General features: G+C 62.9%; 19 protein-coding genes. 7 read left to right on the top strand and 12 right to left on the bottom strand.

All coding sequences use genetic code 11. From position 1 onward, the window contains the following. Positions 1–401 (bottom strand): MurR/RpiR family transcriptional regulator (locus NDI72_RS19600; protein WP_502888432.1); only part of this gene is annotated, 401 nt, incomplete at its 3' end. 69 nt (positions 402–470) lie between these two features. Between NDI72_RS19600 and NDI72_RS19595 the strand changes: the two genes are divergently transcribed. From NDI72_RS19595 to NDI72_RS19575, 5 genes are all read left to right on the top strand, one after another. Further along, positions 471–1,337 (top strand): beta-keto acid cleavage family enzyme, encoded by an 867-nt coding sequence (locus NDI72_RS19595; protein WP_502888435.1) that lies wholly within the window; start codon positions 471–473, stop codon positions 1,335–1,337. 120 nt (positions 1,338–1,457) lie between these two features. Further along, entirely contained in the window at positions 1,458–1,871 is a 414-nt protein-coding gene (locus NDI72_RS19590) for an OsmC family protein (RefSeq protein ID WP_113154360.1), read from the top strand. A 203-nt stretch (positions 1,872–2,074) separates the two neighbouring features. Continuing rightward, positions 2,075–2,872, top strand: a complete 798-nt coding sequence (gene pcaD, locus NDI72_RS19585) for a 3-oxoadipate enol-lactonase (protein WP_283801516.1) — start codon at positions 2,075–2,077, stop codon at positions 2,870–2,872. Positions 2,873–2,957: 85 nt separating this feature from the next. Continuing rightward, positions 2,958–5,030, top strand: coding sequence for a 3-hydroxyacyl-CoA dehydrogenase NAD-binding domain-containing protein (locus NDI72_RS19580; RefSeq protein WP_283801515.1), 2,073 nt, complete (start codon positions 2,958–2,960; stop codon positions 5,028–5,030). 53 nt (positions 5,031–5,083) lie between these two features. Next, positions 5,084–5,422, top strand: a complete 339-nt coding sequence (locus tag NDI72_RS19575) for a protein tyrosine phosphatase family protein (protein WP_283801514.1) — start codon at positions 5,084–5,086, stop codon at positions 5,420–5,422. 71 nt (positions 5,423–5,493) lie between these two features. Here the strand turns inward: NDI72_RS19575 and NDI72_RS19570 are convergent, their stop codons facing one another. From NDI72_RS19570 to NDI72_RS19555, 4 genes are all read right to left on the bottom strand, one after another. Further along, positions 5,494–6,816 carry a TRAP transporter large permease gene (locus NDI72_RS19570; protein WP_206547170.1) on the bottom strand — a complete coding sequence of 441 codons (1,323 nt, stop codon included), beginning with the start codon at positions 6,814–6,816 and terminating at the stop codon, positions 5,494–5,496. Beyond that, positions 6,813–7,343 (bottom strand): TRAP transporter small permease, encoded by a 531-nt coding sequence (locus tag NDI72_RS19565; RefSeq protein ID WP_283801512.1) that lies wholly within the window; start codon positions 7,341–7,343, stop codon positions 6,813–6,815. Before NDI72_RS19565 ends, NDI72_RS19570 begins: the two co-directional genes overlap by 4 nt. 350 nt (positions 7,344–7,693) lie before the next feature. Further along, positions 7,694–8,743, bottom strand: a complete 1,050-nt coding sequence (locus NDI72_RS19560; protein ID WP_206544743.1) for a TRAP transporter substrate-binding protein — start codon at positions 8,741–8,743, stop codon at positions 7,694–7,696. A gap of 216 nt (positions 8,744–8,959) precedes the next feature. After that, entirely contained in the window at positions 8,960–9,427 is a 468-nt protein-coding gene (locus tag NDI72_RS19555; protein WP_283801511.1) for an Lrp/AsnC family transcriptional regulator, read from the bottom strand. A gap of 144 nt (positions 9,428–9,571) precedes the next feature. Here NDI72_RS19555 and hppD point away from each other — a divergent pair, with 144 nt between their 5' ends. After that, a complete protein-coding gene (gene hppD, locus NDI72_RS19550; RefSeq protein ID WP_206544742.1) occupies positions 9,572–10,684 on the top strand; it encodes a 4-hydroxyphenylpyruvate dioxygenase in 1,113 nt (370 codons plus the stop codon). 96 nt (positions 10,685–10,780) lie between these two features. Here the strand turns inward: hppD and NDI72_RS19545 are convergent, their stop codons facing one another. From NDI72_RS19545 to hmgA, 5 genes are all read right to left on the bottom strand, one after another. Beyond that, on the bottom strand, positions 10,781–10,987 hold the full coding sequence (locus tag NDI72_RS19545; protein ID WP_502888431.1) for a DUF2783 domain-containing protein: 207 nt from the start codon (positions 10,985–10,987) through the stop codon (positions 10,781–10,783). Further along, positions 10,984–12,600 carry an FAD-dependent oxidoreductase gene (locus NDI72_RS19540; RefSeq protein ID WP_283801510.1) on the bottom strand — a complete coding sequence of 539 codons (1,617 nt, stop codon included), beginning with the start codon at positions 12,598–12,600 and terminating at the stop codon, positions 10,984–10,986. Before NDI72_RS19540 ends, NDI72_RS19545 begins: the two co-directional genes overlap by 4 nt. Before the next feature lie 484 nt (positions 12,601–13,084). Next, positions 13,085–14,035, bottom strand: coding sequence for an MBL fold metallo-hydrolase (locus NDI72_RS19535; protein WP_113154349.1), 951 nt, complete (start codon positions 14,033–14,035; stop codon positions 13,085–13,087). Continuing rightward, positions 14,035–15,054 carry a fumarylacetoacetate hydrolase family protein gene (locus NDI72_RS19530; RefSeq protein ID WP_206544740.1) on the bottom strand — a complete coding sequence of 340 codons (1,020 nt, stop codon included), beginning with the start codon at positions 15,052–15,054 and terminating at the stop codon, positions 14,035–14,037. The genes NDI72_RS19535 and NDI72_RS19530 overlap by 1 nt, the downstream gene beginning before the upstream one ends. Positions 15,055–15,145: 91 nt before the next feature. Further along, entirely contained in the window at positions 15,146–16,459 is a 1,314-nt protein-coding gene (gene hmgA, locus NDI72_RS19525) for a homogentisate 1,2-dioxygenase (RefSeq protein WP_206544739.1), read from the bottom strand. Between the two features lie 197 nt (positions 16,460–16,656). Between hmgA and NDI72_RS19520 the strand changes: the two genes are divergently transcribed. Beyond that, positions 16,657–17,142, top strand: a complete 486-nt coding sequence (locus tag NDI72_RS19520; protein WP_283801509.1) for a MarR family winged helix-turn-helix transcriptional regulator — start codon at positions 16,657–16,659, stop codon at positions 17,140–17,142. A gap of 55 nt (positions 17,143–17,197) precedes the next feature. Here the strand turns inward: NDI72_RS19520 and tdh are convergent, their stop codons facing one another. Both tdh and NDI72_RS19510 read right to left on the bottom strand, forming a co-directional pair. Then, positions 17,198–18,232, bottom strand: coding sequence for an L-threonine 3-dehydrogenase (gene tdh / locus NDI72_RS19515; protein WP_113154345.1), 1,035 nt, complete (start codon positions 18,230–18,232; stop codon positions 17,198–17,200). 158 nt (positions 18,233–18,390) lie between these two features. Beyond that, positions 18,391–19,578, bottom strand: coding sequence for a glycine C-acetyltransferase (locus NDI72_RS19510; RefSeq protein WP_206993828.1), 1,188 nt, complete (start codon positions 19,576–19,578; stop codon positions 18,391–18,393). Positions 19,579–19,809: the final 231 nt, after the last annotated feature.

The following is a 19,809-nucleotide window of genomic DNA, read 5'->3' as shown; positions in this document are numbered from 1 at the left end:
GGGGGCCCCCCCCCCCGCGCCAGCGCTTCCAGCGTGCCGGCGTCAGCGAGATTGCCAAGCTGGGCCGCCGTCTGCGCGGCGATATCGCGCGCCAGCGCATGACTCCCGCCCTGCCTCTGCCTGGCAACCTGCTCCCCCGCCTTGCCGGCAAAGCCGAGCGCCTGTTCTTTCAGCGCCTCGCCGTGAAGCTGGCGCAGTTCGTCGTAACCATCAAAGCCGAAACGCTTCGCAAGCCGCGTCATCGTCCATGGCTGAACGCCCGCACGCCGCGCCTGCTCGCGCATGGAAAGCAGCGCCACATCGCCCGGATTGTCGAGAATGTAGCGCGCCGCCGCGCCAAGCTGGCCCGGCAGGTCTTCAAAGGATTCCGTAATGCGGTCAGCAAGTGTGGCGCGATCCATGATGGCTCATCCTAGACGGGCGCTTCGGCGTATGCAACAAGTGTTGCAAGTTGATATTAAATGCTTCAAATGGAGTATTCCGTGAGCGCATCTGCAAACGCCCATCGCGCCGCCATCGCCGTCGCCCCCAATGGTGGACGCCGCACCCGCGCGGACCATCCCGCCCTGCCGCAGACATCCGCCCAGCTGGCCGAAACCGCAGCGGCCTGCCTTGAAGCCGGTGCCGCCATGATCCATTGCCATGTGCGCGATGAAGAAGGCCGTCACATCCTTGATGCCGATGCCTATCGCGACGCCATCGCCGCCATCAGGAAGGCTGTCGGCGACCGTCTGGTGATCCAGATCACCACCGAGGCCGTGGGGCGCTATGGCGTGCGCGAGCAGATGGATGTGGTGCGCCAAGTGCGCCCGGAAGCGGTATCGCTTGCCCTGCGCGAACTGGTGCCCGACGCCTCGCACGAAGAGGAATTTTCAAAATTTCTCTCCTTCATGCGCGCCGAGAACATCGCCCCGCAGATCATCCTCTACCACCCGGAAGAGGCGCTGCAGCTCAAGCGCATGATGGCGCACGGCCTCATCCCCTTCCCCGACATTCCGGTTCTCTACGTGCTCGGCCGCTACACGGAAGGCCAGCGCTCCGATCCTGCCGATCTCCTGCCCTTCCTTGACGGGACCATGCCGGATTTCGCGCATTTCATGCTCTGCGCCTTCGGCCCGCGCGAGGCCGCCTGCGTCACTGCGGGCTGCCTTCTGGGCGGCCATGCCCGCGTCGGCTTCGAGAACAATCTGCAACGCCCCGATGGCAAGATCGCGCCGGACAATGCGGCCCTCGTTTCCAGTGTCGCTGCATCCCTCACCGCGCTTGGCACGCCGCTCGCGACAGCCGATGATCTGCGCGGGAGCTGGGGGCTCGGCGCACCGGCAACCGGCCGCTGAGGCTTCGCCTCTTCTCCGTCGGCAATCGGTCGCCGGGGCTTCGCCTCATCTCCGGTGGACGCGGGACAGGCGCGCCATTACATGTGGCGCGTCTGAATTGCCTTTCTGGAGTCTCTAAACATGGCGATCCGCATCAAAGCGAAAACCTACGGTCCCTTCACCACGGCCATCGGCCCTGGCAAGGTCATCAATGTCGACACCGCGCCGAAGCAGAATGTCGCCATCACCTCGCCCTCCACGGAAGAGGCCGGAACGCCGGTGGACTTCATGATCTCCGCGCTCGGCGCGTGCCTTGCGCTCTCCTTCCACCACGCCGCGCAGGAAATGAAGATCGAAGTCGGCACGGTTTCCGTGGAAGTGAGCGGCAAGAAGGCCGAGGATCTGCCCGACCGTATCGGCAGCTACGCCGCCACCGTCTCGCTCGACACCATGCCCGACGAGGCGCAGTGCGAAGAGCTCATCAAGCGCGCCAAGGCCCGCTGCACCGTTTCCAACTCGCTGAACGGTCCCGTCGAAATGACGATGGCCGGCTAACGCATCGGCCCGAAAATCGGAATCGATTTTCGGAAAGCACGATGCGTAGGTTCAACAGGTTAGAGCGTCCCTTGTGCGTCCGAATGGACGCACGGCGCTCTGGGATCAGAACCCAAGGCCGTTTCGAACTTCCGATCATTGACGACGCCGCGCCCTTCTCCCATACAGAAGCCGCCTAACGGCAAACTATGGGAGGAGAGCATATGCGCTTTGTGCGGGTAAACGGCGTCGTCATTCATCACGAGGTCAGGGGAACGGTCGGCAAGCCCGTTCTGGTCTTTTCCAACTCGCTGGGAACAGATTTCCGCATCTGGGATGGCGTCGTCGCGCGGCTTGAAGCCGACTACCGCATCGTCCTCTATGACAAGCGCGGCCATGGCCTTTCCGAGGCCACGCCGCAGCCCTATGCGCTTGCCGATCACGTCGATGATCTGGCCGCCCTGCTCGACCATCTGGACATTTCCGGAGCCACCATTATCGGCCTTTCGGTCGGCGGCATGATCGCCCAGGGCCTCGCCACCTGGCATCCGCATCGCGTGTCGCGCCTTGTGCTCTGCGACACCGCCCACAGAATCGGCAATGACGACCTCTGGAACAACCGCATCGAGGCGGTGAACACGAAAGGCATTGCCGCCATCTCGGACGGCATCCTCGAACGCTGGTTCACGCCCGCCTTCCGCTCGCCGGACAACGCCGATTTCATCGGCTACACCGCGATGCTCACCCGCACCACGGTCGACGGCTATGCCGGCACCGGCTTTGCCCTGCGCGATGCCGACCTGACGGAATCGACAGCCACCCTGAAACTTCCCACCCTGTGCATCGTCGGCGATCACGATGGCTCGACCCCGCCCGATCTGGTGCGCACGCTTGCCGGGCTCATCGAAGGCGCACGGTTCGAGATCGTGAAAGACGCCGGTCACCTGCCCTGCATCGAGCAGCCCGAGAAAACGGTCGCACTCATTGCAGACTTCCTGCGCAGCACCGCGCCCGATGCCTGAACATTTCCCAACGGGCGATATGCCGCGCTGCATTTGCCCACGCCGCACGGCAAACTGGTCACTTCAGATGACGAGAGGACTTTGAATGAGCGACACCGTAAAGATCACCCGGGACAATGGCATTGCCGTCCTCACTCTGGACAATCCCCCGGTCAACGCGCTCGGCCATGCGCTGCGCGCGCCGCTCTTCGAAGCGCTGCAGCAGGCAAAAGCCGATGACGCCGTTCAGGCCATCGTCATCACCTGCGCAGGCCGCACCTTCATTGCCGGAGCCGACATTTCCGAATTCGGCAAGCCACCGAAGGAGCCGAGCCTTCCCGACCTTATCGCCATGCTCGAGAGCATCGACAAGCCCACCGTGGCCGCCATCCACGGCACCGCGCTTGGCGGCGGCCTCGAACTGGCGCTCGGCTGCCACTACCGGGTGGCCGACAAGAGCGCCATGATCGGCCTTCCCGAAGTCAATCTGGGTCTCATCCCGGGCGCCGGCGGCACGGTGCGCCTGCCGCGCCTGGTCGGCCCCGAAGCGGCGCTGAAGATGATCGTCTCCGGCAAGCCCATCGGCATGGACGAAGCGGTGCGGCTTGGCGCGGTCGACCGGCTGGCCGAAACCGATCTGCTTGCAGAAGCCATCGCATTCGCCCGCGAGAAGGCGGCCTCCGGCAACACACACCCCCACATCCGCGCACGCGCCGAAAAGCTCGCCGTCGACCTCGCCGCCTTTGACGAAGCGGTCAGGGCGGTCACGAAGAAGGCGCGCGGCCTCACCGCCCCGCACACGGCGGCCGAAGCCGTCCGCAACGCCATCACCATGGAGTTCGACGCAGCACTCGACCGCGAGCGCGAACTCTTTCTGGAGCGCCGCGACAGCGCCGAATCCGCCGCCCAGCGTCATCTCTTCTTCGCCACCCGCGAAGCCACCAAAGTGCCCGGCGTCGGTCGCGAGACCGAGGCGCGCAAGATCGCCCGCGCGGGCGTCATCGGTGCAGGCACGATGGGTGCGGGCATCGCCATGGCGCTGGCCAATGGCGGCATTCCCGTCACCATTCTGGAGATGAACGAGGACGCCATTGCGCGCGGTCTCGCCCATGTCGAGAAAACCTATGCCGGGTCGGTCAAGCGCGGCTCCATCGCGCCTGAAGAGAAGGAAGCGCGGATCGCGCGGATCTCCGGCACCACCGATTATGCAGACCTTTCCGACTGCGACATCGTCATCGAAGCCGTGTTCGAGGACATGGGCGTGAAGCGTCAGGTCTTCACCGCGCTCGACAGCGTGCTGAAGCCCGGCGCGATCCTCGCCTCCAACACCTCCTATCTCGACGTCAACGAGATCGCGGCCACCACGAAGCGTCCGCAGGATGTGGTCGGCCTTCACTTCTTCTCTCCCGCCCACGTCATGAAGCTTCTGGAGATCGTGCGCGGCGACGAGACCGCGCCCGAAGTCATCAAGACCGCGCTGACCCTTGCCCGTAAAATCGGCAAGGTTCCGGTCGTGGTCGGCGTGTGCAATGGCTTCGTCGGAAACCGCATGCTTGCCGCCCGGCGCGAGCAGAACGAAGACCTTCTCCTCTCCGGCGCAACGCCCGAGCAGGTCGATCGCGTGTTCACCGATTTCGGCTGGCCCATGGGGCCGTTCCAGATGGTCGACCTTGCCGGCCTCGACATCAGCTGGAAGCACCGCCAGTCGCTCGGTCTCACCGCCCCCATCGCCGACACGCTGTGCGAAGCGGGCCATTTCGGCCAGAAGGCCGGACGCGGCTTCTATCTCTATGAGGAAGGCTCCCGCACACCGAAGCCTGACCCCTTCGTTCAGGAGCTCATCGAGAAGAAGGCTGCGGAACTCGGCGTCGAACGGCGCGAGATCAGCGCGGACGAGATCACCGAGCGCACGCTTTACCCGATGATCAACGAGGGTGCGAAGATCCTTGAGGAGCGCATTGCCGCCCGCGCCTCCGACATCGACGTGGTGTGGGTCAATGGCTACGGCTTCCCGGTCGCCAAGGGCGGCCCGATGTTCTGGGCCGAGCGCTTCGGCATCAGGACAATCGTCGAACGGCTGGAGCACTGGCATCAGAAGACCGGCAACCCGCTCTTTGAGCCTGCGCCGCTGCTTCGCCAGCTTGCATTGACCGGCGGAGGCTTTGCCGACCTCGCATAAGACGGGGTCGCACCCTATATTCGACGCCAAACGAAACAGCGGAACGAGACAGTATGGACATTCGTCAGATTTCAGAAGAGTACGCCGTCGCCGCGCAGATCACGGTGGAAGACATCGCGACCGTGAAGGCAGCCGGTTTCAAGAGCATCATCTGCAATCGCCCCGAGGGCGAAGAAGCAGGCCAGCCCGCAGTCGAGAGCATCGCCCGCGCTGCAGAAGAGGCGGGGCTCTCCTTCCGCCATGTGCCGGTGGTTTCCGGCGCCATGACAATGGACGACGTGACCGACATGGCAGCGGCTCTGAAAGAGCTTCCCGGCCCGGTTTTCGCCTATTGCCGCAGCGGCGCGCGCTCGGCAAATCTCTACGGCATCATCAAGGAACGCGGTCTTTAAGAAGCACCGCCCGGACGTGATTGATCGCTAAAAAAAGCGGGGCCGATTTCCGGCCCCGCTTTTTTGTGTCCTCAATAAAGCCAGCGCAACATGAACAGCGATATCGCCGGGAACAGCGTCAAAAGCGCCACCCGCAGAATATCGCTCATCACGAAGGGCAGAACACCGCGATAAGTCGCCGAGATCGGCGTGTCTTTGGCCATCGAGTTCAAGACGAACAGGTTCATGCCCACGGGCGGCGTTATCAGCCCCACCTCCACGACGATCAGCACCAGAATGCCGAACCAGATCGCGAATTCTTCCGCGCCCAGCCCGAAATCCAGAACCGTGACGATCGGGAAGAAGATCGGAATGGTCAGCAGGATCATCGACAGCGAGTCCATCACGCAGCCGAACACGAGATAAAGCAGCAGGATCAGCGTCAGTACCATCCAGGGGCTGTAGCCCTGCTCGCTCACAAACGCCGCCATCTGCTGCGGCACCTGAGCCAGCGCCAGGAACGAATTGTAGAACCCGGCACCCAGAACGATGAAGAAGATCATCGCCGTGGCGGTTGCCGTCGCAAGGATTGATTCCACGAAGGTTTCGCGTGTCAGCCCGCCATTGATGAGCGCGATCAGGCCCGTGCCCGCCGCCCCCACCGCAGCGCCTTCCGTCGGCGTGAAGACACCCAGATAGATGCCACCCACAACCGCCAGAAACACGATCAGCACCGGCCAGACATCGAGCAGCGCCCGCATCCGCTCCGAATAGGGCGCACGCTCGCGCGTGCCGGCGGAGTCGGGCCAGAGCCGCACATAGATAGAGATGGCGAGCATGTACCCGACAGCAGCCAGAACGCCCGGCACGAGGGCCGCAACGAACAGTTTCGCGATGTTCTGCTCGGTCAGGATCGCATAGATGACGAGGATCACCGATGGCGGGATAAGAATGCCGAGCGTGCCGCCGGCCGCCAGCGTGCCCGTGGCGAGCGCGCCCGAATAGCCGTAGCGCCGCAGCTCCGGCAGCGCCACCTGGCTCATCGTCGCCGCCGTCGCCAGCGACGAGCCGCAGATCGCGCCAAAGCCGGCGCATGCGCCCACCGCCGCCATGGCCACACCACCGCGCCGGTGGCCCATCCATGTTTCAGCCGCCTTGAACAGCGCCCGCGACATGCCGCCCAGCGTTGCAAACTGCCCCATCAGCAGGAACAGCGGAATGATGGAAAGCGAATAGCCGGAAAAGGTCGAATAGGTCTCGTTCTTCAGCTTGGCGAGCACCGGCGTGACATTGCCGAACACGATCCAGCTGCCGCCGAGCCCGCACAGAAGCATGGCGAGACCGATGGGCAGACGCAGGAAGATCAGAAGCAGCAGTAACGGAAAGGACCAGAGCCCGATTTCAAGATTGGTCAATGAACACTCCCCTGCCCGAGCCCCGGCGTCGGCGTTCCGGCCCTGAATTCACGATAGCGGACGAAGACCATGTAGATAGACACGATCACCGCGATGACAGCCGCCACCAGGCAGGCCGCATAGGGCCACCACAGGGGAAACTGGAGAATGAAGGTGGTTTCGCTGTAGCTCAGCTTGTCGATCATGCCGTAATAGAGCTGGCGGGCGATCAGCAACAGAACCAGCGTCATGATGATCTCCGTCACCAGATCGATCACATGGTTCACGCTGCCCGGCAGGAAAGCGGTGAAAATGTCCACCGTGGCATGACCGCGATTGAGCTGGCACCAGGGCAGAAAGGCAAAGACGGCAAAGCCGACGCCGGCCTGCACCAGTTCAAAATCACCCGGCACGGGGCCGAGCCCGAAGCGCACCAACGCGCGGCCGGTAATGCTGGCGACCGTCATGACGATCACCGCCACCAGAACGATCCCGCCCAGAATGGCCATTGTCCTGGCCAGCCAGACAATGATGCTCGATAGTCTCATGCGCCTTCCCGTCCCACGTGCCGTCGCACGTCCAGTCCCACGTGCCGTCGCACGTTCAGTCCCACGTGCCTTCCCATGGCGTTCCCACTCATTCTTGTACCTTTTCGGCTTGCACCTTTTCGGCCTTGTACCTTTTCAGCCTTGTACCTTTTCAGCGGGGTCCGATGACGTTAGCCAGCCACTTCTTCCCACGCAAGCGCCCGAACGCCTGCGGAGCCGGAGCCCGCCGGTTCCCACCGGACCGATGCAAAGTTGAAAGATCGGATCGTCTCGCCCATGCCGAAGCGGCGAGACCGTTCAGAAAAGAGGCGGACCGCAGGGGCCCGCCTCGGTTTCATGGCCTCAGGACCTTACTGACCGGTATACTGGTCGATCAGGGCGCGGGCTTCATCGATCAGCTTCTGACCGTCGATGCCCTTTTCTTTCATTTCCTCAACCCACTGGGCGTAGACCGGCTCGGCGGCCTTCTTCCAGGTTTCGGTGTCCTCGGCGCTGATCTGGATGATGTTGTTGCCGCGATCCACCGCGATCTGGCGGCTCGGACCATCAGCCCCTGCCTGCGTGCTGCCGGCAAAGGCTGCAAATTCCTGACCGGAATTGTCGTCGATCACCTTTTTCAGGTCGTCGGGCAGGCTGTCATACTTCGCCTTGTTCATCGCCAGAACGAAGGTCGTCGTATAGAGCGCCTGATCGCCGCCAAATTCCGTGTGGTTGGAAACGAGCTCGGGCACCTTCAGCGCCGGCGTCACTTCCCAGGGGATGACGCAGCCATCGATCACGCCCTTGGAGAGCGATTCCGTGATCTGCGGCACCGGCATGCCCACGGGCGTCGCGCCCAGCTGGCCAAGAAGCGAGTTGATGATGCGCGTGGGGGCACGGATCTTCATGCCCTTCAGATCGTCGAGCTTCTCGATCGGCGCCTTGGAGTGCAGCATGCCCGGACCGTGAACCCAGACACCCAGCACATGTGTGTCCTTGAATTCCGTGTCCTTCATGTATTTTTCGTACAAATCCCAATAGGCGCGCGAGGTCGCCTCGGCATTGGTCATCATGAAGGGCAGTTCGAACACTTCCGTGGAGGGGAAGCGGCCCGGCGTGGAGCCCGGCAGCGTCCAGACGATATCAACGATGCCGTCACGCGCCTGATCGTAAAGCTGCGGCGGCGTGCCGCCGAGCTGCATGGCGGGATAACGCTCGATCTTGATGCGCCCGCCCGAATCCTTCTCCACCTTGTCGGCCCACGGGTCGAGCACCAGTTTCGGCACATTCGCCTGCGGCGGCAGGAACTGGTGCAGCCTCAGCGTCACCTCCTGCGCGAACGAGGCCACCGAAGCGCCCACGAGCCCGCTTGCCGCTACGGCAGCCGCCAGGGCTAATTTTCTCACGGAAAATGATTTCATGCTTCTCCTCCCGATTGCATGGTCAAAGCGCCAGCGAACGCTTCGTATCGTTGTTTACGGCTGATGCGTCTCCGCCCGAAGAACTCCCTTTCTTCGCGGGGTGGCCGTCACGCCAAGTATCCTCTGGAAACGCGCCCTCCGTCCAGCCGTGACTTTAGTGGAAATTATGTAACAATAAAGAGGAAAATCTCACAAGATTCGTAACGCAAAGCACTTTCAGAGCGGCAGCGCACCGGTTTCCTTCAGGGTCTCCAGAACAATGGCGCTTTTCACATGCTGCACCGAATCATGCGGCAACAGCACGCCATTGACGAAATTGGAAAGCGATTTGAGGTCGGGCGTCACGACCTTCAATATGTAGTCCATCTCGCCGGTCAGCGCGTGCGCCTCCTGCACTTCGGGCAACCGCGCAAGCAATTCGCCGAAACGGCGGGCATTGTCGGGGTTGTGCGTGGCGAGTGTTACGGTGATGATGTTGACCAGCGGAAAGCCCAGCCGGTCACGATCGAGCATCGCGGCATAGCCGCAAATATAGCCCTCCTCCTCCAGTCGCTGCCGGCGGCGCGAGCATTGCGAGGGCGATAAGTTTACCCGTTCCGATAAGTCATTGTTGGTGAGCCGGGCATCGACCTGCAAGAGGGCTAATATCTTGCGGTCATATCCGTCGATACGCGCTTCAGCCATGCAATTCTCCTCCAACATGCACGATCCACGCGCTCTTGTCACAAAATGCGCCCCAGAATGCAAGCCGCTTGCAGGCCACTCCGCCTAAAATGCCCCATGCGTTGAAAAACGCGCACATTTTCCCAATTCAGGAGGAGTTATTCCATGGGTCCGTTCCCCCACGACGCACCGCCCCCGGAAATCACGAAGGAAAACCCGGCCGGCACGGACGGTTTTGAATTCGTCGAATTCGCCCACTCGGAGCCGGAAAAACTCGCCGATCTGTTCACCAAGATGGGTTACACGGAAGTGGCCCGTCACAAGACGAAGAAGGTCTCCGTCTGGCGTCAGGGCGACATCAACTACATCGTCAATGCCGAGCCCGGCAGCCACGCCATGCGCTTCGTCGACGAGCATGGCCCCTGCGCACCGTCCATGGCCTGGCGCGTGGTCGATGCGAAGCAAGCCTTCGATCATGCGGTTTCCAAGGGCGCAGAGCCCTATGAAGCCGACGACAGGACGCTCGACGTGCCGGCCATTGTCGGCATCGGCGGCTCGCTGATCTACTTCATCGACGCCTATGGTGACAAAGGCTCGGCCTATGAGGCCGAATTCGACTGGCTGGGCGAGAAGAACCCGCGCCCGGAAGGCGTCGGCTTCTACTATCTCGATCACCTCACCCACAATGTCTATCGCGGTAACATGGACAAGTGGTGGGACTTCTACCGTGAGCTCTTCGGTTTCACGCAGATCCACTATTTCGACATCGATGGCCGCATCACCGGCCTCGTTTCCCGCGCGATCACCAGCCCCTGCGGCAAGATCCGCATCCCACTCAACGAGTCCAAGGACGACACGAGCCAGATCGTCGAATATCTGAAGAAATACAAGGGCGAAGGCATCCAGCACATCGCAGTCGGCACCGACGGCATCTATGATGCCACCGACAGGCTTGCCGACAACGGCCTGAAATTCATGCCCGGCCCGCCCGAGACCTATTACGAGCGCAGCCATGACCGCGTGCAGGGCCATGACGAGCCCATCGAGCGCATGAAGACGCACGGCATCCTGATCGATGGCGAAGGCGTGGTGAATGGCGGCATGACCAAGATCCTGCTGCAGATCTTCTCCAAAACCGTCATCGGCCCGATCTTCTTCGAGTTCATTCAGCGCAAGGGCGATGAAGGCTTCGGCGAGGGCAATTTCCGCGCCCTGTTCGAGAGCATCGAGGAGGACCAGATCCGCCGCGGCGTCATCAAGGTCGACGCCGCCGAATAGGCGCTACGTCAGATGCGGGCTGCACCGATTGCGGCCCGCAGGAAGCGGAAAAGGGGCAGGACCGGGAAACGGCCTGCCCCTTCTCTCATGCACCTGTCAGGCGCTGCCGCGTGCGGCTGCCAACACCTTGCGGATCGTTTCCAGATCGCCCACCTGATTGGCCAGAAGCAGCACCAGCTTCGCGTTCAGCCGCGCGCTTTCCTCAAGGCTGAGCCCCTCATGCGCCGCCATCAGGGCCGCATAGAAATCATCGCCGTCAGTCCCCAGCCGGTCACGGCCGATATCCGTTCTGTCCATCGTCATTCCCTCCCCATCGCATGGGTCATGGCGGCGGCGATCTCATGGGCGTCGGGCTGCCTGAACACCGCCGCCACATGCTGGTCGGGCCGCAACAGATAAAGCCGCCCCGCGCCATAGCGTGCCACAACCGCCCCCGCGCTGTCCTCGACATGCTCCACACCGTCCACCGCCGAAGCGCCGGGTTGCGTCACCTGCACCACATGCAGCCCCGCAGGCAGGCCGATGGGCGGATCGCAATCGACCGCCAGAAGCACGAAACCGCCGCCCGCCTCGCCGAGCAGCCAGGACGCCCTGCCTTCCACGCGCACCGGCGCATCGGCCATCGCTTCGCCCGGCGCAAGCGGGCTCTCGCCATCCCACGCCGCCTGCAATGTGCAACCGGCCAGCGAGCACGGTTTTGAAAGCCGGCCCGAATTCACCAGTCGCCGCGCAAAATCATGCTCCTGCGAAAGCTCAAGAATGCTGTCGCGGAAAATGCGCTCCATCTCGCTCTTCGGCGTCATGAACGAAGTGGAACGCGCCGAGTTCAGGATGTTCTCATCCGCCCCGTGAACGCGCTCCTCGTCATAGGTCTCGATCAGCGAGGCCGGAGCCTCGCCCTGCACCACCAGCGCCAGCTTCCAGCACAGATTGTCGATGTCCTGAATGCCGCCATTGCCGCCCCGCGCGCCGAAGGGCGACACGATATGCGCGCTGTCGCCGGCAAAGATCACGCGATCATGCACGAAGCGCTCCATCCTGCGGCACTGGAATGTGTAGACCGACACCCAGTCGAGCTCGAATTTCGAGTGCCCGATCACCTTGGCGATGCGTGGGATCACATTCTCCGGCTTTTTCTCTTCGTCCGGATCGGCGTCCGGGCCAAGCTGCAGATCGATGCGGTAAATATCGTCCGGCTGCTTGTGCAGCAGCGCCGACTGCCCCTTGTGGAAGGGCGGCTCGAACCAGAACCAGCGCTCTGAGGGAAAGTCCGCCTTCATCTCCACATCGGCGATCAGGAAACGCTCCTCGAACACCTGCCCCGCAAAATCGAGCCCCATCATGCCGCGCACGGGCGAGCGTGCGCCATCACAGGCGATCACCCAGGCCGCGTCCATCTCGTAAGCGCCATCGGGCGTTTCCACCTGAAGGCGCACATCGCTGCCCTTCTGCTCAAGCCCGGCAACACGGTTCTTCCAGCGCAAATCGATCAGCTCGGGAAAGTCGGCCGCCCGCTCCACCAGATACTGTTCGACGTAATATTGCTGCAGGTTGATGAAGGCCGGCATCTTATGGCCTTCCTCCGGCAAAAGGTCGAAGTTCCACACCTCGCGGTCGCGGTGGAACAGGCGCCCCACCTTCCAGGTCACGCCCTTTTCGACCATCCGTTCGCCAACGCCCAGCCGGTCGAAAATCTCCAGCGTGCGTTTTGACCAGCAGATCGCCCGGCTGCCCACCGACACGACATCATTGTCATCGAGCACGACGACGGGAACGCCACGCTGCGCAAGGTCGATGGCGGCGGCAAGCCCCACCGGCCCTGCGCCAATGATGGCGACCGGATATTGCCCGACATGCCCTTCGGCGAGTTCAGGCGGCGTCGCGTAGGGAAAGGGACTGTACTCGTAACGCGGCATTGGATTTCACCCTCCCTTGCAGCCGCTTCTCCTCAAAAAAGAAGCGGCTCAAACCTCTTCCAGTGCACGACCCTCAACTCCGGTCATGAAGTCGGTGGTCATGAAAAAACAGCGCCAGCGCTGACGCCCCCTTCTCCCCGCAAGCGGGGAGAAGGTAAGGATGAGGGGCGAGCGCCATCGGCAATCAGCAGATGCGCGGCAAAACCAGTCTCAATCAGGTCGCCGCCAGCCCCTCATCCCCAGCCCCTCATCCCCCTGCCGGGACCTTCTCCCCGCAAGCGGGGAGAAGGTATGGATGCGGGGCGAGCGCCATCGGCAATCAGCAGATGCGCGGCAAAACCAGTCTCAATCAGGTCGCCGCCAGCCCCTCATCCCCAGCCCCTCATCCCCCTGCCGGGACCTTCTCCCCGCAAGCGGGGAGAAGGAAGCCGACATCGCGAGTGGCGCGCGTCCTCCAAACGTCGCGCCGTCCCGCTTCATCACGTCATCCCTGCAGCGCGTCCCACATTTCGCGGTCACGTTCTGCCGTCCAGATGCGCGGCGTATCGATGCCCAGCGCTTCGTCATAGGCGCGCGCCACATTGAACGGCAGGCAATGCTCGTAGATCGCATAGTCGGAGAATTTCGGATCGCACACCGCGCGGCAGGCGTCCCACGCCTCCTTCAGCGTGCCACCGCCCTGCGCCACACGGGCCACCGGCTGATAGGTGGACATCACGAAATCGCCCGTCAGGTCGAGCGCTTCGTTGACCATGCCCTGCCCCACCAGCGCGTCACCGCGTCCCGGTGCGATGGCGTCCAGATCGAAAGCGCGGATTTCCTCCAGCGTCGCCGGCCAGTCGTGGAAATGCCCGTCACCGCAATAGCAGGCCGAGTGGTACTCCACGATATCGCCGGTGAACATCACATTGGCGTCCGGCACGAACGCCACGATGTCGCCCGCCGTGTGCGCGCGACCAAGGAACATCAGGTCCACCCGGCGCTTGCCCAGATACACCGTCATCGACTGCGAGAAGGTGGTGGTGGGCCAGGTCAGGCCGGGGATCGATTCATGCCCCTGGAACAGGCGCGGGAACCGCACGAATTCCGAATCCCAGTCCTCCTTGCCGCGCTCCACCACCATCGAGCGCGCCTTGTCGCTCATGATCACGGTCGGGGCCTGATAGGCCGATGCGCCAAGCACGCGCACCGCGTGATAATGCGTCAGCACCAGATGGCTGATCGGCTTGTCGGTGACGGAGCGCACCTTCTCGATCACCTTTTCGGCGAGGCGCGGCGTTGCCTGCGCCTCGATCACCATCACCGACTCGTCGCCAATGATGATGCCCGAATTGGGATCGCCCTCGGCGGTGAAGGCCCAGAGGTCCCGGCCTATCTCGTCAAACGAGATCTTCTTTTCGGTCAGGTCGCCTGCGGATGCGAATTGCTTGGCCATTACGCGCCTTTCTCGTATTTCTGAACCGTCTGCTCGATCGCGCCGAAGATCGAATGGCCATCGCCATCCTTCATCTCGATGCGCACCGTGTCGCCGAAGCGCATGAAGGGCGTCGACGGCTTGCCGTCATTGATGGTCTCGATCATGCGGATTTCGGCAATGCAGGAATAGCCCACGCCACCGGCGTCAACCGGCTTGCCGGGGCCGCCGTCGAGCTTGTTGGATACCGTGCCCGAACCGATGATCGCACCCGCTCCGAGCGGCCGCGTCTTTGCCGCATGCGCCACCAGCGTCGGGAAATCGAAGGTCATGTCGACACCCGCATCGGCCCGGCCAAACGGCTTGCCATTGTAGTCCACGCAAAGCGGCAGCGAGAGCTTGCCGCCGTTCCATGCATCGCCCAGCTCTTCCGGCGTCACCGCCACCGGCGAGAAGGCCGAGGACGGCTTCGACTGGAAGAAGCCGAACCCCTTGCCGAGTTCGGCGGGGATCAGGCCACGCAGCGAAACGTCATTCACCAGCATCACCAGCCGGATCGCCGCTGCCGCCTCTTCCGGCGTCGCGCCCATCGGCACGTCATCGACAACCACGGCGATCTCGCCTTCCATGTCGATGCCATAGGCTTCATCCGCCATCACGATCGGATCGCGCGGGGCCAGAAACGTGTCGGAGCCGCCCTGATACATCAGCGGATCGGTCCAGAAGCTTGCAGGCATTTCCGCCCCGCGCGCCTTGCGCACCAGCTCCACGTGATTGACGTAGGCCGAACCGTCCGCCCACTGATAGGCGCGCGGCAGCGGCGAAAGCGCATCATGCTCATGGAAGCGCTCTGCCGGCACCGAGCCGTGATCCAGGCTTTCGGAAAGGGCTGCCAGATGCGGCGCGATCCGGGACCAGTCATCGAGCGCTGCCTGCAGCGTCGGCGCAAGAAAGGAAGCGTCCGTGCAACGGGTCAGGTCGCGCGAGACGACGACCAGCTTGCCGTCGCGCGTTCCGTTCTTCAGCGTAGCGAGTTTCATGCAATGTCCTTTATGCGTTGGGGAAGACGCGCAATCGGCGCAGGTCCACCGGACCAACGCCGATCATATCGCCTGTGGTCGCTCTGGTCGATCAGGACCAGTCGCCCTCCGGCGTTCCGTTGAAGCGCTTCTTGAGGTCCTTCCAGCAGTCGATGTAATCTTCCTGCAGCGTGTCGGTCTCGGCCGCATAGCGCGTGAGATGCTGCGGGAACCGGGTTTCGAACATGAACGCCATGGTCTCTTCCAGTTTCACCGGCTTCAGTTCGCCATGGCTGGCCTTCTCGAAGCCGAACGTGTCCGGCCCATGCGGCAGCATCATGTTGTGCAGCGACGAGCCGCCGGGCACGAAACCCTCTTCCTTGGCGTCGTACTGGCCTTTGATAAGGCCCATGAACTCGCTCATGATGTTGCGGTGATACCAAGGCGGGCGGAACGTGTGTTCGGCCACCATCCAGCGCGGCGGGAAGATCACGAAATCGATATTGGCCGTGCCCTCCTCACCCGATGGCGCGGTCAGCACCGTGAAGATCGACGGGTCGGGATGATCGAACAGGATCGCTCCCACCGGCGAGAAGGTGGACAGGTCGTATTTGTAAGGCGCGTAATTGCCGTGCCATGCCACCACGTCGAGCGGCGAATGGCCGATCTCCGTCACATGAAACTGGCCGCACCATTTCACGAACAGCCGGCAGGGCGTTTCCTTTTCCTCATACCAGGCGACCGGCGTCTTGAAGTCGCGCGGATTGGCCAGGCAGTTCGCGCCGATGGGGCCGCGATCCGGCAGGGTGAATTTCGCGCCGTAATTCTCGCACATATAGCCGCGCGCCGGCCCGTCCATCAGCTCCACCTGGAAAACCATGCCCCGCGGCAGAACCGCCAGTTCGCCGGGCTGGATCTCGATGATGCCCATTTCGGTCTTGATGCGCAGACCGCCTTCCTGCGGCACCAGCATCAACTCGCCATCGGCGTTGAAGAAATAGTCATCCACCATAGACGTGTTGAAGGCGTAGACATGGGCCGCCATGCCGGCCTGCCCCTGCGCGTCGCCCGCCGTGGTCATGGTGTGCACGCCCGACAGGAAATCGGTCTTCTCGTTCGGGATCGGCGTCGGGTCCCAGCGCAGCTGACCGAGCGCAAGCTGGTGATCGTTCACATTGGGCGCAGACTTCCACTCATCGAAGCTGACCGCCGTAAAGCGGCCGGTGTGCCTCACGCTCGGGCGAATGCGATAGAGCCAGGACCGCTCATTCGTCCCGCGCGGCGCGGTGAAGGGCGAGCCTGAAAGCTGTTCTGCATAGAGCCCGTAAGCGGGCTGCTGCGGCGAGTTCTGCCCCTGCGGCAGCGCGCCGGGCAGGCTTTCCGTTTCAAAGTCATTGCCGAAGCCCGGCATGTACTGGACGGTCATTCATTCCTCCATGAAGTCGGGGAAGCGACGAATTGGTTGCAACCGTAACCATGGCGAATGTAACTATCAACGGCACCAGAGCATCGGCCCGAAATTCGGGAAACACGATGCGCGGGTTCAACAGGTTAGAGCGTCCTTTCTGCGTCCAAATGGACGCACGGCGCTCGAGAGGGAAACATAAGGAGAAACCGCCGCACATGACCACGTCCGTTCCCCCGCCCGGCTTCCCCCGGAACGCAACCGACCGCACCATCCTCGCACTGGAGGCTTTTCTGCCCTATCGGCTCACGCGTCTCACCGATGCGATCAGCCGCAAATTCTCTCAGGCCTATCGCGCACGCCTCGGCCTGACGCGGCCCGAATGGCGCACACTCGCCACGCTCGGCCAGTTCGGCACCATGACCGCGACCGATATCGGCGCGCATTCTTCCATGCACAAGACCAAGGTGAGCCGCGCCGTCGCCTCGCTGGAAGAGCGGCGCTGGCTCCTGCGCGAGCCCGACGCGCAGGATCGCCGCGTGGAGCGCCTGACCCTCAGCAGGGTGGGCCAGAAGGCCTATGAGGACATGGTGCCCGTCGCGCACGGCTTCGAGACGCGGCTTCTCGGCCGCATGAAGCCGGAAGAGCGCACAGCCCTTCTCACCGGCCTTGAAGCCCTGGAGCGCGCCGCACTGGAAGATTAGATCAATTCCGGACGGAAAACCGGCTCCCGCTTTTCCTGGAATTGCTCCAGCGGCGCTACCAGCTCATCACCACCTTGCCGGCCTCGCCCGAACGCATGGCGGCGAAGCCTTCACGGAAATCGTCTGCGGCAATGCGGTGGGTGATCAGGTCGCGCACGTCGAGCCGCGTCTGAACCAGCGCGATCATCTTGTACCAGGTCTCGAACATCTCGCGCCCGTAAATGCCCTTCAGGTGCAGCATCTTGAAGATGACCTTGTTCCAGTCGATCTCGAAACCCGCCGGCGCAATGCCCAGAATGGCGATCTTGCCGCCATTGTTCATCACGTCGATCATGTCGCGGAAGGCGGGAGCCGCACCCGACATTTCAAGCCCCACATCAAAGCCTTCCGTCATGCCGAGCTGGCGCATCACCTCCGGCAGCGTTTCTTCCGCCGCGTTCATCGTGTGCTGCACGCCAAGCTTTCTGGCGAGCTCCAGCCGGCCCGGATTGATGTCGGTGATGACCACCTTGCGCGCGCCCACGGCCTGCGCCACCAATGCGCCCATGATGCCGATGGGGCCTGCGCCCGTCACCAGCACGTCCTCGCCCACCAGGTCGAAGGAAAGCGCGGTGTGCACCGCATTGCCAAGCGGATCGAAAATCGCCGCGATTTCATCGGGAATGTTGTCGGGGATCGGCACCACATTGTGCTGCGGCAGCGCGATGAACTCGGCGAACGCGCCCGCGCGGTGAACGCCCACGCCCAGCGTGTTGTGGCACAGATGCCCGCGCCCAGCCCGGCAGTTGCGACAATGGCCGCACACGATGTGCCCCTCGCCGGAAACCCGCTGGCCGGGCTTGTATTCCGTCACCGCCGAGCCAACCTCCGTCACCTCGCCGACGAATTCATGGCCCGTCACCAGCGGCACCGGCACGGTGTTCTGTGCCCACTCGTCCCAGTTCCAGATATGCACGTCCGTGCCGCAGATCGCCGTCTTGCGCACCTTGATGAGCACGTCGTTCGGCCCGATCTCGGGCACGGGAACACGCTCCATCCAAAGGCCCTCCTCGGGTCTGGATTTAACGAGCGCCTTCATCATGTTGGACATCGTCGACTATCCTTCCAGAGTGTTTGGGTGGCCGTCCTTCCCCCGCCTGCGGGGAGAAGGTGCCGGCAGGCGGATGAGGGGCCTGCGCCCACCTTCAAGACAAGCAATTCCAGGAAAAGCGGAAACCGGTTATCCGTCCGGAATTGCGCTAAAACGCTCTAAGCGATCACCCCAAGCTCACGCCCGATCTTTCCAAACGCCTCCACCGCGCGATCAATGTCTGCGGCCGAGTGCGCGGCAGACATCTGCGTGCGGATACGGGCAGCCCCCTTCGGCACCACGGGGAAGGAGAAGCCGATCACATAGATGCCCTCCTCCAGAAGCCGCGACGCCATCTTCTCGGCAAGTGCTGCATCGCCCAGCATCACCGGGATGATCGGGTGATCAGCGCCCGCAAGCGTGAACCCCTGCTTTTCCATGCCGGCGCGGAAGCGCGCCGCATTGTCATAGAGCTTCTGGCGCAGGCCGCCCCCGCCCGCCACCATGTCGAAAACCCTGAGCGAGGCCGCCGCGATCACCGGGGCCAGCGTGTTCGAAAACAGATAGGGCCGCGAGCGCTGGCGCAGCCAGTCGACCACTTCACCCTTGCCACATGTATAGCCGCCCGAGGCCCCGCCCAGCGCCTTGCCCAGCGTGCCCGTCATGATGTCGACCCGGCCTTCCACGCCGCAATGCTCCGGCGTGCCGCGTCCGTTCTCACCCACGAAACCGACCGCATGGCTGTCATCCACCATCACCATCGCATCGTATTTTTCCGCCAGATCGCAGACCGCGCCCAGATTGGCGATGATGCCATCCATGGAAAACACGCCATCCGTGGCGATCAGCCGGAAGCGCGCGCCCTCGGCCCGCTTCAGACATTCCTCCAGCGCGCCCATGTCGTTGTTGGCGTAGCGATGGCGCTGCGCCTTGCACAGCCGCACGCCATCGATGATCGACGCATGGTTGAGCGCATCCGAAATGATCGCATCCTCCGGCCCGAGCAGCGTCTCGAACAGGCCCGCATTGGCGTCAAAGCATGAGGAATAAAGGATCGTGTCCTCATAGCCCAGAAAGCCGGAAATCTTCGCTTCCAGTTCTTTGTGCTCTTCCTGCGTGCCGCAGATGAAGCGCACCGAGGCCATGCCGTAACCGTAGCGGTCAAGCGCCGCCTTCGCCGCCTCGCGCAGCTCCTCATTGTCGGCAAGGCCCAGATAATTGTTGGCGCAGAAATTCAGCACCCTCTGCCCGCCGCTCTCGATCTCGGCCGACTGCATCGAGGTAATGACCCGCTCGCTCTTGTAGAGCCCGGCCTCCTTCAGGCCATCGAGTTCTTTACGCAGATGGGAGAGGAAAGACGCGGTCATGAATGCCTCGCTCTGGGGTGGGAGGGACTGGCTTCTCTTCCACTACTACAGAGTGACACCGCTTTCGACCATGGACAATTCTGCATTGCTTTTCCGCCGGACCGCGAAGCTCGACAAAGGTGTCGACGCCCGCCCCTCACCCCTCGCCCCTCTCCCTCTCCCCGCTCGCGGCGTTCCCGTGCCTTCACCCTCATCCTGAGCTTGTCGAAGGGCGGGGGTGAAGGCTTGCAC

It is taken from the genome of Nitratireductor sp. GZWM139 (assembly GCF_030068685.1).
Classification (GTDB): domain Bacteria; phylum Pseudomonadota; class Alphaproteobacteria; order Rhizobiales; family Rhizobiaceae; genus Nitratireductor; species Nitratireductor aquimarinus.
This window is presented reverse-complemented; position numbering and strand designations above follow the sequence as displayed.

Excerpts from the sequence above, each read along its gene's own strand:
- NDI72_RS19595 (WP_502888435.1), top strand. The coding sequence starts at position 471 with ATGGAGTATTCCGTGAGCGCATCTGCAAACGCCCATCGCGCCGCCATC.
- NDI72_RS19590 (WP_113154360.1), top strand. The coding sequence starts at position 1,458 with ATGGCGATCCGCATCAAAGCGAAAACCTACGGTCCCTTCACCACGGCC.
- pcaD (WP_283801516.1), top strand. The coding sequence starts at position 2,075 with ATGCGCTTTGTGCGGGTAAACGGCGTCGTCATTCATCACGAGGTCAGG.
- NDI72_RS19580 (WP_283801515.1), top strand. The coding sequence starts at position 2,958 with ATGAGCGACACCGTAAAGATCACCCGGGACAATGGCATTGCCGTCCTC.
- NDI72_RS19575 (WP_283801514.1), top strand. The coding sequence starts at position 5,084 with ATGGACATTCGTCAGATTTCAGAAGAGTACGCCGTCGCCGCGCAGATC.
- NDI72_RS19565 (WP_283801512.1), bottom strand. The coding sequence starts at position 7,343 with ATGAGACTATCGAGCATCATTGTCTGGCTGGCCAGGACAATGGCCATT.
- NDI72_RS19560 (WP_206544743.1), bottom strand. The coding sequence starts at position 8,743 with ATGAAATCATTTTCCGTGAGAAAATTAGCCCTGGCGGCTGCCGTAGCG.
- NDI72_RS19555 (WP_283801511.1), bottom strand. The coding sequence starts at position 9,427 with ATGGCTGAAGCGCGTATCGACGGATATGACCGCAAGATATTAGCCCTC.
- hppD (WP_206544742.1), top strand. The coding sequence starts at position 9,572 with ATGGGTCCGTTCCCCCACGACGCACCGCCCCCGGAAATCACGAAGGAA.
- NDI72_RS19545 (WP_502888431.1), bottom strand. The coding sequence starts at position 10,987 with ATGACGATGGACAGAACGGATATCGGCCGTGACCGGCTGGGGACTGAC.
- NDI72_RS19540 (WP_283801510.1), bottom strand. The coding sequence starts at position 12,600 with ATGCCGCGTTACGAGTACAGTCCCTTTCCCTACGCGACGCCGCCTGAA.
- NDI72_RS19535 (WP_113154349.1), bottom strand. The coding sequence starts at position 14,035 with ATGGCCAAGCAATTCGCATCCGCAGGCGACCTGACCGAAAAGAAGATC.
- NDI72_RS19530 (WP_206544740.1), bottom strand. The coding sequence starts at position 15,054 with ATGAAACTCGCTACGCTGAAGAACGGAACGCGCGACGGCAAGCTGGTC.
- hmgA (WP_206544739.1), bottom strand. The coding sequence starts at position 16,459 with ATGACCGTCCAGTACATGCCGGGCTTCGGCAATGACTTTGAAACGGAA.
- NDI72_RS19520 (WP_283801509.1), top strand. The coding sequence starts at position 16,657 with ATGACCACGTCCGTTCCCCCGCCCGGCTTCCCCCGGAACGCAACCGAC.
- tdh (WP_113154345.1), bottom strand. The coding sequence starts at position 18,232 with ATGTCCAACATGATGAAGGCGCTCGTTAAATCCAGACCCGAGGAGGGC.
- NDI72_RS19510 (WP_206993828.1), bottom strand. The coding sequence starts at position 19,578 with ATGACCGCGTCTTTCCTCTCCCATCTGCGTAAAGAACTCGATGGCCTG.